Source organism: Streptococcus infantis (assembly GCF_047463315.1).
Classification (GTDB): domain Bacteria; phylum Bacillota; class Bacilli; order Lactobacillales; family Streptococcaceae; genus Streptococcus; species Streptococcus infantis_AB.
In genome coordinates this window covers 17,240-31,825 of sequence record NZ_JASHEB010000002.1, presented here as the reverse complement: position 1 = coordinate 31,825, position 14,586 = coordinate 17,240, and the positions used below count along the sequence as shown (strand labels likewise).

The following is a 14,586-nucleotide window of genomic DNA, read 5'->3' as shown; positions in this document are numbered from 1 at the left end:
AAACGAAAAGTTTGGATAGTTCCTATGACATCAATGGAGAAATCACTTTCTACTTTGTGAATTTTCAACAAATTTGATATAATTGTATCTATGAATAAAGTATTCGTCAGTCGGCGTGTCGAAAAAAAGCTCCGTAAAGGTCAGGTTCTTTTGGAAGAAGTTGATTTTCCAGATTTATCTGAAACTGATCAGGAAGTTGAACTTTTCAGCCAAAGCAAAGAATTTTTAGGGAAGGCTTATTTATCCCGACAAAATAAGGGAATTGGTTGGTTTGTAACTAACCAGAAAGTTTCTTTTAATCAAACCTTCTTTGAAAGCTTGTTTGAAAAAGCTAAACAAAAACGTTCTTCCTACTATCAAGATGAGTTGACAACTGCCTTTCGTTTGTTTAATCAAGAAGGCGATGGATTTGGTGGAATGACGCTGGATCTCTATGGAGATTATGTTGTTTTCTCTTGGTACAACTCCTATATTTATAGTCTTAGCCAAGAGATTATTGCAGCCTTCTCTCAGGTATTCCCGGAAGTCTTAGGTGCCTATGAAAAGATTCGCTTTAAAGGTCTAGACTATGAGTCTGCCCACATCTATGGTCAAGAAGCGGCTGAATATTTCACTGTTCTCGAGAATGGAGTCTTGTACCAAGTCTTTATGAATGACGGCCTTATGACAGGAATTTTCTTGGATCAGCATGAAGTTCGTGGGAGCTTAGTTGATGGTTTAGCAATGGGGAAATCCTTGCTCAATATGTTTTCCTATACAGCAGCCTTCTCAGTCGCTGCAGCTATGGGGGGAGCTAGTGAAACAACCTCTGTAGACCTAGCCAAACGTTCAAGAGAACTATCAGAAGCTCATTTTCATGCCAACGGTTTGAGTCTAGACAATCATCGACTGCTTGTCATGGATGTCTTTGAATACTTTAAATATGCTAAAAGAAAGGGTTTAAGCTATGACGTGATTGTTCTGGATCCGCCTAGCTTTGCCCGAAATAAAAAACAAACCTTCTCTGTAGCTAAGGATTATCATAAATTGATTTCCCAAAGCCTAGAGATTTTAAATCCAGGTGGAATCATTATTGCTAGTACTAATGCTGCTAATGTTTCCCGTCAAAAATTCACAGAACAAATCGACAAAGGATTTGCAGGTAGAGAATATCAGGTCCTTCAAAAGTATGGACTTCCAGCAGACTTTGTCTACAACGAAAAAGATGAAAGTAGTAATTACCTCAAAGTGATTACCATGAAGGTTAGTAAATGAAATTAATTGTTTCCGTAATGCCAAGAAGTTTAGAGGAGGCTCAGACTATTGATGTGACGCGGTACCATGATGCCGATATCATTGAGTGGCGAGCTGACTTCTTACCAAAGGAAGCTATTTTACAGGTAGCACCAGCTATTTTTGAAAAATTTGCAGGTCGTGAGCTTGTTTTCACTTTACGTACTCGTTCTGAGGGTGGTCAAATTGAACTCTCGTCAGAAGAATATGTTCAAATTATCAAGGAAGTAGCCCAGCTTTATCAACCAGATTATATTGATTTTGAGTATTTTAGTTATAGAGATGTTTTTGAGGAGATGTTAGAATTTCCAAACCTCGTCTTGAGCTACCATAATTTCCAAGAAACACCGGAAAATCTAATGGAAATCTTGTCTGAGTTGACAAGTTTAAATCCTAAAGTTGTAAAAATTGCGGTTATGGCTCATACAGAACAAGATGTATTGGATTTGATGAACTTTACACGTGGCTTTAAAACATTGAACCCCGAACAAGAATATGTGACGATTTCTATGGGGAAAATGGGTAAGGTTTCTCGTATCACTTCAGATGTGACGGGTTCTAGCTGGTCTTTTGCGAGTCTGGACGAAGCCAGTGCTCCAGGACAGATTTCACTTTCTAGCATGAAAAAAATTCGGGAGATACTAAATGAAGATTGATGGCTACACACGTATAGCAGCTGTAGTCGCCAATCCTATCAAACACTCCATTTCACCCTTCATTCACAACAGAGCTTTTGAAGCAACCAATACCAATGGGGTTTATCTTGCTTGGGAGGTAGAAGGAACTGACTTGGCAGAAACAGTTGCCAATATTCGTCGTTATCAGATGTTTGGAATTAATCTTTCTATGCCCTACAAGGAGCAGGTCATTCCTTATCTGGATCAATTGAGTGAAGAAGCTCGTTTGATTGGTGCTGTCAATACGGTTGTGAATCGAGAGGGAACTTTAATTGGATATAACACAGATGGCAAGGGATTCTTTAAGAGCTTGCCTTCTTTTAAAATTTCCGGGAAAAGAATGGTTTTGTTAGGAGCAGGCGGTGCAGCCAAGGCCATTTTGGCACAGGCAATCTTGGATGGAGTGAGTCAGATTTCTGTCTTTGTTCGTTCTTCATCCATGGAAAAAACAAGACCTTACTTAGAAAAAATACAGAATGCGACTGGATTTAGAGTAGATTTATTTGCATTAGAGGATGTTCAAGGTCTTCAGGACAGCATCACTCAAGCCGACCTCTTGGTCAATGCGACTAGTGTGGGCATGGATGGATCCTCTCAGCCAATCCCGACCAGCATCGTTTTACCAGAGAAGCTCATGGTAGCAGATGTAATTTATCAACCCTTTGAAACACCGTTTTTAAAATGGGCAAGTAACCAGGGAAATCAATCTATCAATGGCCTTGGTATGTTGCTTTACCAAGCTGCGGAAGCTTTTCAGTTATGGACAGGCAAGGAAATGCCAACAGATCAAATTTGGGACTTATTAAAACAAAAGTATCAATAAAGAAAAAGGAGACCTGCTATGAAAATCAGAATAGACCTTCTACATCATCCTTATGATATTCAGATTGAAAAAGGATGCTTGTCTCAAGCAGGAAAATGGTTGCGAGAACTTTGGCAACCACAAAAAGTCGTTATCATTACCGATAACCATGTAGCTTCACTCTATGCAGAAAAGGTCAAACTGAGTTTAGAGGATGCTGGGTTTCAAGTAGCAGTTTTTGACTTTCTAGAGGGTGAAGAGAGAAAAAATCTAACCACGGTTCAAAAGGCTTATGAATTTTTAGTGAAGCAAGGTTTAACTCGTAGTGATGGCATCCTTGCACTCGGTGGCGGAGTGGTCGGAGACTTGGCTGGCTTTGTAGCTTCTACCTATATGCGAGGAATTCATTTTGTTCAGATTCCAACTAGTTTAACTGCCCAGGTTGATTCTTCAATCGGTGGAAAAACTGGAGTGAACACCCCTTTTGCCAAGAATATGGTGGGAACTTTTGCTCAGCCTGATGGTGTTTTGATTGACCCAACTGTTCTTGAGACCTTGGGTAAGAGAGAGTTGATTGAAGGAATGGGTGAAGTCATCAAGTATGGCCTCATCGAAGATCCTGAGCTTTGGGACCTATTATCTAAAATGGATGGTTCTGTGGAAAGCATTTTGGAACATTCCGAGAGTTTGATTGAGCATTCTTGTCAGGTTAAGCGCAAGATGGTAGTTGAAGATGAGTTGGATAATGGCATTCGTCTGTATCTCAACTTTGGTCACACAATTGGCCATGCCATTGAAGCAACTGCTGGTTACGGAAAAGTCATGCACGGTGAGGCAGTAGCTATGGGAATGGTTCAGGTCTCTAAGGTAGCCGAAGAAAAAGGCCTCATGCCAGAGGGAATAACTCAGTCCATCCGAGAGATGTGTCAGAAGTTTGGTCTTCCAGTTGAGTATGAAAACTGGGATATTGACAAGCTCTATCGGGCTTTGACTCATGACAAAAAAGCGCGTGGGAATACCATGAAGTTAGTTTTGGTACCTGAGCTTGGTTCAGCGATGATTCACCCAGTTTCTCTTGAAGAAATGAAAGAATACTTGGTAAAATAAGGAGAATGTATGAGATATTTAACAGCAGGAGAGTCACATGGTCCTCGTCTGACAGCAATTATTGAAGGAATTCCAGCAGGACTGCCTTTGACTGCAGAAGATATCAATGAGGATCTCAAACGTCGCCAGGGTGGATACGGACGTGGTGGTCGTATGAAGATTGAAAGTGACCAAGTTGTCTTTACTTCTGGAGTTCGTCATGGTAAGACGACAGGGGCACCTATTACCATGGATGTCATTAACAAGGATCATCAAAAATGGCTAGATATCATGTCTGCCGAGGATATTGAAGACAAACTCAAAAGCAAACGAAAAATCACTCATCCTCGCCCAGGTCACGCAGACTTGGTTGGGGGCATCAAATACCGCTTTGATGATTTGCGAAATTCCCTGGAACGTTCATCTGCCCGTGAAACGACCATGCGAGTGGCAGTTGGAGCAGTAGCCAAGCGGATTTTAGCTGAACTTGATATCGAAATTGCTAACCATGTTGTTATCTTCGGTGGTAAGGAAATCAATGTTCCAGAAAACTTAACAGTCTCAGAGATTAAGAAACTAGCTGCCCAGTCTGAAGTTTCTATTGTCAACCAAGAACGTGAGCAGGAGATTAAGGACTATATTGACCAAATCAAACGCGATGGGGATACCATCGGAGGTGTTGTAGAAACGGTTGTTGGAGGTGTTCCGGTTGGTCTTGGTTCCTATGTCCAATGGGATCGTAAACTAGATGCAAGGCTAGCTCAAGCTGTTGTTTCTATCAATGCCTTTAAGGGTGTGGAGTTTGGTCTTGGTTTTAAAGCAGGCCATCTTAAGGGTAGCCAAGTCATGGATGAAATCCTCTGGTCATCAGAAGATGGCTATACTCGTCGGACTAATAACCTTGGAGGTTTCGAAGGTGGTATGACCAACGGTCAACCGATTATTGTTCGTGGTGTTATGAAGCCAATCCCGACTCTCTATAAGCCGTTGATGAGTGTCGATATTGAAACTCATGAGCCTTATAAAGCAACAGTAGAGAGAAGTGATCCTACTGCTCTTCCAGCAGCAGGTGTCGTTATGGAGGCAGTCGTAGCAACGGTTTTGGCTCAAGAAATCCTTGAGAAATTCTCCTCTGATAATCTGGAAGAATTAAAAGAAGCTGTTGTGAAACATCGGGAGTATACAAAGAATTATTAAGGAGTTCTTATGGCAAAAACCATCTATATCGCAGGACTAGGTTTGATTGGTGCTTCCATGGCACTCGGGATCAAGCGGGATCATCCTGATTATGAAATTTTAGGATATAATCGTAGTCAAGCGTCTAGAGATATTGCCTTGGAGAGAGGAATGATTGACCGAGCGACGGATGATTTTGCCAGTTTTGCTCCACTTGCAGACGTCATCATTCTTAGCCTGCCAATCAAGCAAACTATTGCCTTTATTAAGGAATTGGGCAACTTGGACTTGAAAGAAGGTGTCATTATTTCTGATGCTGGATCGACCAAGTCAGCTATTGTGGCTACAGCAGAGAAGTATTTTGCTGATAAGTCCGTTCGCTTTGTGGGGGCCCATCCCATGGCAGGAAGTCACAAGACAGGAGCTGCCTCTGCAGATGTTAATCTTTTTGAGAATGCCTATTATATCTTCACGCCATCTAGTCTGACAACTCCGGATACGCTCGAAGAAATGAGAGACTTGCTGTCAGGTCTTCATGCTCGTTTCATTGAAATCGATGCTGAAGAGCATGACCGAGTGACTTCTCAGATTAGCCATTTTCCGCATATCTTAGCATCAGGCCTGATGGAACAAACTGCAAGTTATGCTGAAGAGCATGAAATGGCGCGGCGCTTTGCGGCCGGTGGATTTCGAGATATGACTCGGATTGCCGAAAGTGAGCCTGGTATGTGGACTTCTATCCTCTTATCCAATCGAGAGACTATTATTGAACGCATCGAGGATTTCAAGGGCCGTTTGGACGAGATTGGACAAGCTATCAGTAAGGGTGATGAAAACCAAATATGGAGATTTTTCAATCAAGCGCGTGAGCAACGTCAGGCTATGGAAATCCATAAACGCGGAGGAGTAGATAGCTCATTTGACCTTTATGTAGATGTTCCCGATGAGGAAGATGTTATTTTACGCATCTTGGAATTGCTACGTGGAACTTCTTTGGTCAATATCCATATCAATGAGGAAAACCGTGAGGATGTTCACGGGATTCTGCAAATTTCCTTTAAGAATGCTCAGGATTTAAAACGTGCTGAGCAAGTCATTACAGAAAATACTGACTACACAGTCGTTATTAAATAAGGAGGACAATTATGTCAAATATTTATGATAGTGCAAATGCACTAAGTCGTGGACTACGCGAATTGCCTGAATACAAGGCAGTTAAAGAAGCTAGAGATGCCATCCAAGCGGATGCAGAAGCAAGCAAAATTTTTGCAGATTATATTGCTTTTCAACATGAAATCCAAATCATGGCACAAACTGGTCAAATTCCAGATGCTTCTTTCCAAGAAAAAATGGAAAGTTTTGGCAAGCAAATTCAAGGAAACTCTCTCTTGTCAGAATTCTTTGCCAAACAGCAACAACTTTCTATCTACCTTTCTGATATTGAAAAAATTGTCTTTGAACCAATTTCAGAACTTTTAAAATAAGAATTTACCTCATAAAGTCAGGAATTTTTAAGAAATTTCTGACTTTTTATGATAAAATAAGAAAAAGTATTGTCAGTATGAGGGCCTGTATGAAATTAAAAACAAACATTAAGCACTTAAATGGTAGTATTCGAGTACCTGGGGATAAGTCCATCAGTCATCGCTCTATCATTTTTGGAAGCTTGGCTGAGGGTGAAACGAAGGTTTATGATATCTTGCGTGGTGAAGATGTCTTGTCAACCATACAGGTATTTCGTGATCTCGGTGTAGAGATTGAGGACAAGGATGGTGTCGTTACCATTCAAGGTGTTGGGATGGATAGATTAAAAGCGCCTCAGAAAGCCCTGGATATGGGGAATTCTGGGACATCTATTCGTTTAATTTCAGGTGTCCTTGCTGGTGCAGACTTTGAAGTAGAGATGTTTGGAGATGATAGTCTTTCTAAACGCCCCATGGATCGTGTAACTCTTCCCTTGAAAAAAATGGGAGTCAGCATTTCGGGTCAAACAGAGCGAGACTTGCCACCGTTGCACTTAAAGGGAACGAAAAACTTAAGACCTATTCAATACGAATTGCCAATCGCTTCTGCTCAAGTCAAGTCAGCCTTGATTTTTGCAGCTTTGCAGGCTCAAGGTCAGTCAGTCATCATTGAAAAGGAGTGCACTCGTAACCACACAGAAGATATGCTGCGTCAATTTGGTGGTGACTTAAGTGTCGATGGTAAGAAAATCACTGTCCAGGGACCACAGAAACTAAGTGGACAAAAGGTTTTTGTTCCAGGAGATATTTCGAGTGCAGCCTTTTGGTTAGTAGCAGGTTTGATTGTGCCAAATTCTCGAGTGGTACTTAAGAATGTCGGTATTAATGAAACACGTACAGGTATTATCGATGTTATCCGAGCTATGGGCGGGAAATTAGAGATTACTGATATTGATTCAATTGCCAAATCTGCAACCTTGACTGTTGAAACTTCAGAACTAAACGGGATAGAAATTGGCGGAGCCTTGATTCCACGTTTAATTGATGAATTGCCGATTATCGCGCTCCTTGCTACCCAAGCTCAAGGTCAAACAGTTATCAAAGATGCAGAAGAACTCAAGGTTAAAGAAACGGATCGCATTCAAGTTGTCGCAGATGCTTTAAATAGCATGGGAGCAACTATTACTCCTACAGCAGACGGAATGATTATCAAAGGGAAATCTGCCCTCCATGGAGCCAAAGTCAACACCTTTGGAGACCACCGTATCGGTATGATGACAGCCATTGCAGCTCTCTTGGTTGCGGATGGAGAAGTTGAATTGGACCGTGCAGAAGCTATTAACACAAGCTACCCAAGCTTCTTTGATGATTTGGAGACTTTGATTCATGGCTAAGGTTTTACTAGGTTTTATGGGTTCAGGAAAAACTACTATTGCTAGAAAGCTAGATCCTGACTTTGTAGACATGGATGCCTTGCTGGAAGGCCGACTGGGGATGCCGATTGCTCGTTTCTTTGAAGAAAAAGGAGAGACAGCCTTCCGCCAGGTGGAATCAGAAGTTTTAGCTGACTTATTAAAAACAAACCAAGTCGTGTCTACTGGTGGAGGAGTGGTCATTTCTCAGAAAAATCGTGACTTGCTGAAGGAAAATTCCGACAACATTTACCTTAAAGCAGATTTTGAGACACTGTACCAGCGAATTTCAGCTGATAAAGAGAATCAACGTCCACTATTTTTAAAGAATAGAAAGGAAGATTTGGCTGTGATTTTTAAAGAAAGACAGGTTTGGTATGAGGAAGTAGCTAGTAAAGTTATTGATGTGTCCAAGCTAAGTCCAGAGGAAATTATAGAGGAATTGATATGAAAATTGCCTATCTAGGTCCTAAAGGATCTTTTTCGCACCATGTGGTGCAGACGGCTTTTCCTCATGAGGAACTAGAGCCTTTTTCAAATATTACGGACGTTATCAAGGCCTATGAACAGGGATTGGTAGACTATTCAGTAGTGCCAGTTGAAAATTCCATTGAAGGTAGTGTTCATGAAACCTTGGACTATCTTTTTCATCAAGCTCGTATTCAGGCTGTGGCGGAGATTGTGCAGCCAATTCATCAACAGTTGATGGCGGTACCAGGGCAAGTTAAAATTGAGAAAATCTTTTCTCATCCGCAGGCCTTGGCGCAGGGAAAGAAATTTATCGATGAGCATTATCCAGACGCTCAACTAGAAGTCACTGCCAGTACAGCCTACGCTGCGCGCTATGTTTCCGAGCATCCAGATCAACCATTTGCAGCCATTGCTCCTAAGAGCTCTGCTGAGGAATATGGATTAGAATTGGTCGCTCAAGATATTCAAGAGATGGAAGCCAATTTCACTCGCTTTTGGGTGTTAGGTCCCAAGGCACCGCAAATGCCCTTGAATGCAAATGCTAAGAAAATGAGTCTAGCATTGACCTTGCCAGATAATCTTCCAGGAGCTTTATATAAGGCGCTTTCGACCTTTGCTTGGCGCGGGATTGACCTAACTAAGATTGAGAGTCGCCCCTTAAAAACAGCACTAGGTGAGTACTTTTTTATCATTGATGTGGACTTTGCTGATAAAGAATTGGTCCATTTTGCTCAAAAAGAACTAGAAACGATTGGGATCAACTATAAAGTACTAGGAGCTTACCCTATCTACACCATACAGGATAAAAGGAAGGAGAAGGAATGACTAGAGAGAATCCTCTGACACACCATGAGAAACTACGTTACGACTATCTATTAAAAAATATCCACTATCTAAATGATAAAGAAAAGAGAGAGTTTGCTTTTTTACAAGCTAAATTGGATAAGCCGCAACAAGAAGTTCGTCAGGTTTATCGTGAGGACTTGGAAGAATTCGAAGATTTGCAAGAACTCCCTCAAGAAGAATCTAATATAGGCCTTCCAACTTATGGCAAAAGAAGTCGCAGCTCTCGACATAAAGTTCCAAAACAAAAAGTCAAGAAGCTCAAAAAGAAAAGAGGGTTCTCTTTTAAACGTTTGTTTGGATGGGTTTTCACCTTATTGCTTTTTGTGTTAGTTGGAATGATCATCATGTTTTTGAAAGGGATGCAAACAGCTGATTCAGACAAACCAAAAGATGCCAAGGCTGCCCAAGTTGAAGTTTTCAATGGACAGGATACAAGAGATGGTGTTAATATTCTTATTTTAGGGACAGACGGCCGTATTGGACAGAATAGTGCGGAAACACGGACAGATTCCATTATGGTTCTAAATGTAAGTGGTAAAGATAAAAAGCTTAAACTTGTAAGTTTTATGCGAGATAACCTAGTTTATATTGATGGTTATAGCCAAGTTATTAACGGACAAAAACAAACTGACCACAAGTTGAACTTAGCCTACGAATTAGGTGAACAAGAAGGAAAACAAGGGGCTGAAATGGTACGTAAGGTCCTTAAAGATAATTTTGACCTAGATATCAAATACTATGCTCTTGTAGATTTCCAAGCCTTTGCGACTGCTATTGACACGCTTTTCCCTGACGGGGTGACTATTGATGCTCAATTTTCAACCCTAAATGGAGTTCCAGTTACAGAAGCTACAGTTGGTGATGACTTGCATGCGACAGAAACAGAATCACCAACACAAACAATTAAAGTCGGAACACAACAAATGAATGGTTCAACACTTCTCAACTATGCACGTTTCCGCGATGATGATGAAGGGGATTATGGACGAACTCGTAGACAGCAACAAGTCATGACTGCTGTTTTACAGCAGATAAAGGATCCTACAAAACTCTTCACAGGTTCTGAAGCACTTGGTAAAGTATTCGCTATGACGTCTACCAACATTCCATATACTTTCTTATTGACCAACGGATTATCCGTTCTCGAAGGAGGCCAGAACGGTATTGAAAGACTAACAGTACCGGAACTTGGAGACTGGGTAGATGACTATGATGTCTATGGAGGTCAGTCACTTCGTATTGACCAAGAAGCCTATCAGAAAAAATTAGCTCAAATGGGATTTAGATGACAATAAAAACTAAATCAAAGCTTGAAACATCTAATAAAATAGATGTCTCAGGCTTTGATTTTTCACATAACCAGATGGATTTTTTGACCATTTTTTGGTATAATAAAATGATGTAATTCTATAGAAGAGGAAAAGAATGAGATGAGTGATTTAAAGGAAATTCAAGCCCGTAGCTTAGAAATGGCTGAATATTTTGTCGCTTTTTGTAAAGAACATGGCTTGCTCTGTTATTTGTGTGGCGGAGGAGCTATTGGAGCTTTACGACATAAAGGTTTCATCCCTTGGGATGATGATTTGGACTTTTTTATGCCACGAAAGGACTATGAAAAACTAGCAGAGTTATGGCCTCTATATGCGGATAAGCGTTACTTCCTATCAAAGAGTTCTAAAGACTATGTAGACCGTAACCTCTTTATCACTATTCGAGACAAGGAAACAACTTGTATCAAACCTTATCAACAAGATTTGGACCTTCCCCACGGCTTGGCTTTGGATGTTCTTCCCTTGGACTACTACCCTAAAAATCCAGCAGAGCGCAAGAAACAGGTCCACTGGGCTTTGATTTATTCTCTATTTTGTGCACAAACCATTCCAGAAAAACATGGAGCTCTCATGAAGTGGGGTAGTACCATTTTATTAGGGTTGACTCCTAAATCGCTTCGCTATCGTATCTGGAAAAAGGCTGAGAAAGAAATGACCAAGTATGGGCCAGCCGAAAGTGATGGCATTACAGAATTATGTTCAGGGCCAGGATACATGAAGAAAAAGTATCCAATTCAGGCCTTTGAAGACAACATCTTCCTACCTTTCGAGGGAACAGAAATGCCTATTCCGGTCGGCTATGACGCCTATCTCAGCACAGCTTTTGGTGACTATATGACACCACCGCCTGCAGACAAGCAAGTACCTCACCATGATGCCATAATAGCAGATATGGATAAGAGCTATACAGAATATAAGGGAGAATACAATGCAAGAAAAAATTAGTATCATTGTTCCTGTATACAACGTAGAAAATTATCTTGAACGATGTGTTGAGTCGATTTTAAAGCAGACTTATACCAATTTTGAATTGCTACTTATCAATGATGGTTCAACAGACCAGAGTGGTGACTTATGTGATCAGCTGGCCTTGAGAGACCAACGAATTCGTGTGATTCATAAAGAGAATGGTGGCCTATCTGCAGCCAGAAATACAGGAATTGATCATGCTTCTTCAGATTTGATTGGCTTTATTGATAGTGATGATTATATTGATGCAGATATGTACGAAACACTCTACCGTCAATTAAGAGAGTCGAATGCAGATTTATCAATGTGCGGACACTACGATGTCTTTCATCAGATTCCTGAAAAACAAGTTTCAGAGATTAAAACTTGGAACCTTTCTTCAGAAGAAGCTATAAAAATGGTTATGGAAGCAAAGGTCTTATCAGTTACTGCTGTTAATAAATTATATAAAAAAGAGCTCTTTAATCATTTGAAATTTGAAGTTGGAAAAATTGCAGAAGATGCCTTTATTATGATTCGTTTACTGGATCAATGTCAGAAGGTTGCTGCGACTAATGAGAAGAAGTATTATTATGTCCATCGTGAAAATAGTATTACTACACAAAAGTTCTCATTAAAATTCTTAAATGTGATTGAAGCATATGAGCAAAATGCGAATATAATAAGAGAGCACTATCCCGCAATCGCTGATGTTGCAACGATGCGTTTAAATTGGGCCTATTTCTATGTCTTGGATAGATTGTTGATTGATTCTGATTTTAAAGATAAACTACTGGAAGATAAATTGATAAATTATCTAAAACAGAATAGAGTGAACATTTTAAGAGATGCTAGATTTACCAATGCTAGAAAAATAAGTTTTCTAGCTCTACTATTCAGCAGAAAGCTCTACACACAGATTTTACTTCGTCAACATAGCCGTTAGGAGAGAAAATGATTTCTATTATTGAGAAAAACTATTTTAAAATTAATCTGGTATTTTTATCAGTCATATCTTTTTATTGTATGGCGGGACTCATTGTCCCCCTTCAATTCATCTCTGCAAATAAATTTGTTACCCTAGGTATGACTCTTTTGGGAGTCCTATTAGGCTTATATAATTTCTTTGTAAAGAAGGCCTATTTATTTGTTAGAAAAATTGAGTACTTAATCATATTTTTTGCCATGAATATTATCACAAGTTTACTGGTGATGAAGTATGGTTTTTCAACAAATATCAAGAACTTGGTAGTGTTCTTTATCTATTTCTTTGCTATTTACCCAATTTTTCAAAACTTTAGTAGAGAAAAATCTCGAATTTTGTTTAACGTATTCTTTTCTGTAATTACTGTTGCAAATACTGTTGGAGTTTTCTTATCTCTTGTTCAATTTTTTATGCTAATCGGATATAGAGTTTTCGATTATAAAGGTTTGTTGATCCGTCAAGGATTTGTTGAGTCACGTTTGTTTGGTATTTTAGCAAGTCCCAACTATCTTTCGATTATTTCACTAATCGTCATTATCTATTTATGGATGAGACTTTCTGCTTTAAACAAAATTGTTAAAACACTAGCTATTTCTTCCATTGTTTTAAACTTTGCCTATATAGTTCTATCAGGCTCAAGAACGACATATATTTGTTTAGTTGTAGCTGCATTTCTTTATTCTTTGATAAAATTTGAATATAGCAATAAGGCGAAATCTTTTGTCACTGTATTATTAACAGTTGGGCTAGTATTTTTATCATATAATGGTGTAAAGTATAGCAGTGATTTGTATTTAAAAGCTCATTCTGCGGAAATTCTGCTCAATAAAGAAAAAGGTGAAAACAATAATTTAACCTTGGAGAGAACGGATACTAGCGAAGAAAATATCTCTAATAATCGCTTTGCTATTTGGCAATCGACAGCTTCGTTCATTCCAAAGAGACCACTATTTGGTTACTCAGCAGGTAACTGGTATGAGTTAGGGAAAACTTATGATGCAAGTGCATATATCATTAAAGAGCATTACTTGACTCATAATGGATATTTAGAACTACTTTTCTATAATGGTATACTGGGTTTCCTACCTTTTGCTGCTTTCATGATTTCATTTATCTGGGCCAGCATCAAGAAATTCCTAAAAGACAAAAAGGATAAGATAACAGATAATGAGCTTGTTTCTGGTCTACTTATGACGGTTGTTATCTTAATTTCTAATTTGTTCTTGAGCTCAACTCTCTATGGTATTTCATTGTTGGGTTGTATTCTATTTATGATTTCAGGCTATTATTTCTCTGTTATTTCTAAAACGAGAGATGGATACAGAAGACTATCTGAAGAAGAGATTAAAGAAGTAGAATTAGGAGTGATGGACTACATTCATAATCTCTGTCAAAAAGAGAATATTAATTATTCTTTGGCTTATGGAACTCTATTAGGAGCCGTTAGACATAAGGGGTATATTCCTTGGGATGATGATGTTGATATCTCTTTGAAGCGTGATGAGTATGACAAGTTATACCAAGCAGTTCTACGGGACAATGACCCTATCTACAAAGTAGCATCTTGGGAAAATGACGCTCGCTATCCTTATCCATTTTATCGAGTATATGATGCACGTACAGTTTATGAGAATAACTATATTGAAAATGATATCGATTTAGGAATTTGCGTAGATGTTTTCCCATTTGATTATTATGCTGATGTCAACAAAGAGATGGTTAAACTAGATACCTATCGCAGACTTTCTGTATATACTCTCTATGGTATTCATAGTAAAAATGCTGGATTGAAGAATATTATCAGATATCTATTGGTTCTTGTTTTCCGTTTAACAAGAGTTAAAACTTGGAATAAAAAAATGAACCTTCTCTCAATGCAGGCTAATGATAATGATTCTATTGATTATTTGATGGAAAATAAGAGAACTTCTACAAAATTTGAGAAGACGCTACTTGATAAAGTAATGGATAGTCCATTCGAAGATAGAACCTACAAAATCCCTGAGGCTTCCCATCAAATCTTGTCAGCTATTTACGGTGATGATTTTATGGAAATTCCACCAGTTGAAAAACGAGTGAAACATGATGATTTTGTCGCTTATATAAAAGAGGTGTAA

At 39.2% G+C, this 14,586-nt stretch carries 14 protein-coding genes; all 14 read left to right on the top strand.

The genetic code is table 11. The features are described from left to right. The first annotated feature begins 90 nt into the window (after positions 1-90). The 14 genes from QM857_RS02125 (at position 91) to QM857_RS02060 (ending at position 14,586) form a co-directional block, all read left to right on the top strand. Positions 91-1,254 carry a class I SAM-dependent rRNA methyltransferase gene (locus QM857_RS02125; RefSeq protein WP_414274915.1) on the top strand — a complete coding sequence of 388 codons (1,164 nt, stop codon included), beginning with the start codon at positions 91-93 and terminating at the stop codon, positions 1,252-1,254. Next, positions 1,251-1,928: a type I 3-dehydroquinate dehydratase gene (gene aroD, locus QM857_RS02120; protein ID WP_414274914.1), complete on the top strand. Its 678-nt coding sequence runs from the start codon at positions 1,251-1,253 to the stop codon at positions 1,926-1,928. Before QM857_RS02125 ends, aroD begins: the two co-directional genes overlap by 4 nt. Further along, on the top strand, positions 1,918-2,772 hold the full coding sequence (locus tag QM857_RS02115; protein WP_414274913.1) for a shikimate dehydrogenase: 855 nt from the start codon (positions 1,918-1,920) through the stop codon (positions 2,770-2,772). Before aroD ends, QM857_RS02115 begins: the two co-directional genes overlap by 11 nt. 18 nt (positions 2,773-2,790) lie before the next feature. Beyond that, positions 2,791-3,858 (top strand): 3-dehydroquinate synthase, encoded by a 1,068-nt coding sequence (gene aroB, locus QM857_RS02110; RefSeq protein WP_414274912.1) that lies wholly within the window; start codon positions 2,791-2,793, stop codon positions 3,856-3,858. Between the two features lie 9 nt (positions 3,859-3,867). Then, entirely contained in the window at positions 3,868-5,034 is a 1,167-nt protein-coding gene (gene aroC / locus QM857_RS02105) for a chorismate synthase (protein WP_414274911.1), read from the top strand. Positions 5,035-5,043: 9 nt separating this feature from the next. Then, the gene (locus tag QM857_RS02100; protein WP_414274910.1) at positions 5,044-6,147 is read left to right on the top strand and encodes a prephenate dehydrogenase; all 1,104 of its coding nucleotides are present in this window, start codon (positions 5,044-5,046) and stop codon (positions 6,145-6,147) included. A gap of 11 nt (positions 6,148-6,158) precedes the next feature. Continuing rightward, positions 6,159-6,497, top strand: a complete 339-nt coding sequence (locus tag QM857_RS02095; RefSeq protein ID WP_036757185.1) for a YlbF/YmcA family competence regulator — start codon at positions 6,159-6,161, stop codon at positions 6,495-6,497. An 89-nt stretch (positions 6,498-6,586) separates the two neighbouring features. After that, positions 6,587-7,870, top strand: coding sequence for a 3-phosphoshikimate 1-carboxyvinyltransferase (gene aroA, locus QM857_RS02090; RefSeq protein ID WP_414274909.1), 1,284 nt, complete (start codon positions 6,587-6,589; stop codon positions 7,868-7,870). Further along, on the top strand, positions 7,863-8,339 hold the full coding sequence (locus tag QM857_RS02085; RefSeq protein ID WP_414274908.1) for a shikimate kinase: 477 nt from the start codon (positions 7,863-7,865) through the stop codon (positions 8,337-8,339). The genes aroA and QM857_RS02085 overlap by 8 nt, the downstream gene beginning before the upstream one ends. Continuing rightward, positions 8,336-9,184 (top strand): prephenate dehydratase, encoded by an 849-nt coding sequence (gene pheA, locus QM857_RS02080; protein WP_414274907.1) that lies wholly within the window; start codon positions 8,336-8,338, stop codon positions 9,182-9,184. Before QM857_RS02085 ends, pheA begins: the two co-directional genes overlap by 4 nt. Beyond that, positions 9,181-10,494 (top strand): LCP family protein, encoded by a 1,314-nt coding sequence (locus QM857_RS02075; RefSeq protein WP_414274906.1) that lies wholly within the window; start codon positions 9,181-9,183, stop codon positions 10,492-10,494. The genes pheA and QM857_RS02075 overlap by 4 nt, the downstream gene beginning before the upstream one ends. Positions 10,495-10,635: 141 nt before the next feature. After that, complete coding sequence (locus QM857_RS02070) at positions 10,636-11,481, top strand: LicD family protein (RefSeq protein ID WP_414274905.1); 846 nt, start codon at positions 10,636-10,638, stop codon at positions 11,479-11,481. Continuing rightward, complete coding sequence (locus QM857_RS02065; RefSeq protein WP_414274904.1) at positions 11,465-12,430, top strand: glycosyltransferase family 2 protein; 966 nt, start codon at positions 11,465-11,467, stop codon at positions 12,428-12,430. Before QM857_RS02070 ends, QM857_RS02065 begins: the two co-directional genes overlap by 17 nt. A gap of 8 nt (positions 12,431-12,438) precedes the next feature. Then, positions 12,439-14,586 carry a LicD family protein gene (locus QM857_RS02060; RefSeq protein ID WP_414274903.1) on the top strand — a complete coding sequence of 716 codons (2,148 nt, stop codon included), beginning with the start codon at positions 12,439-12,441 and terminating at the stop codon, positions 14,584-14,586.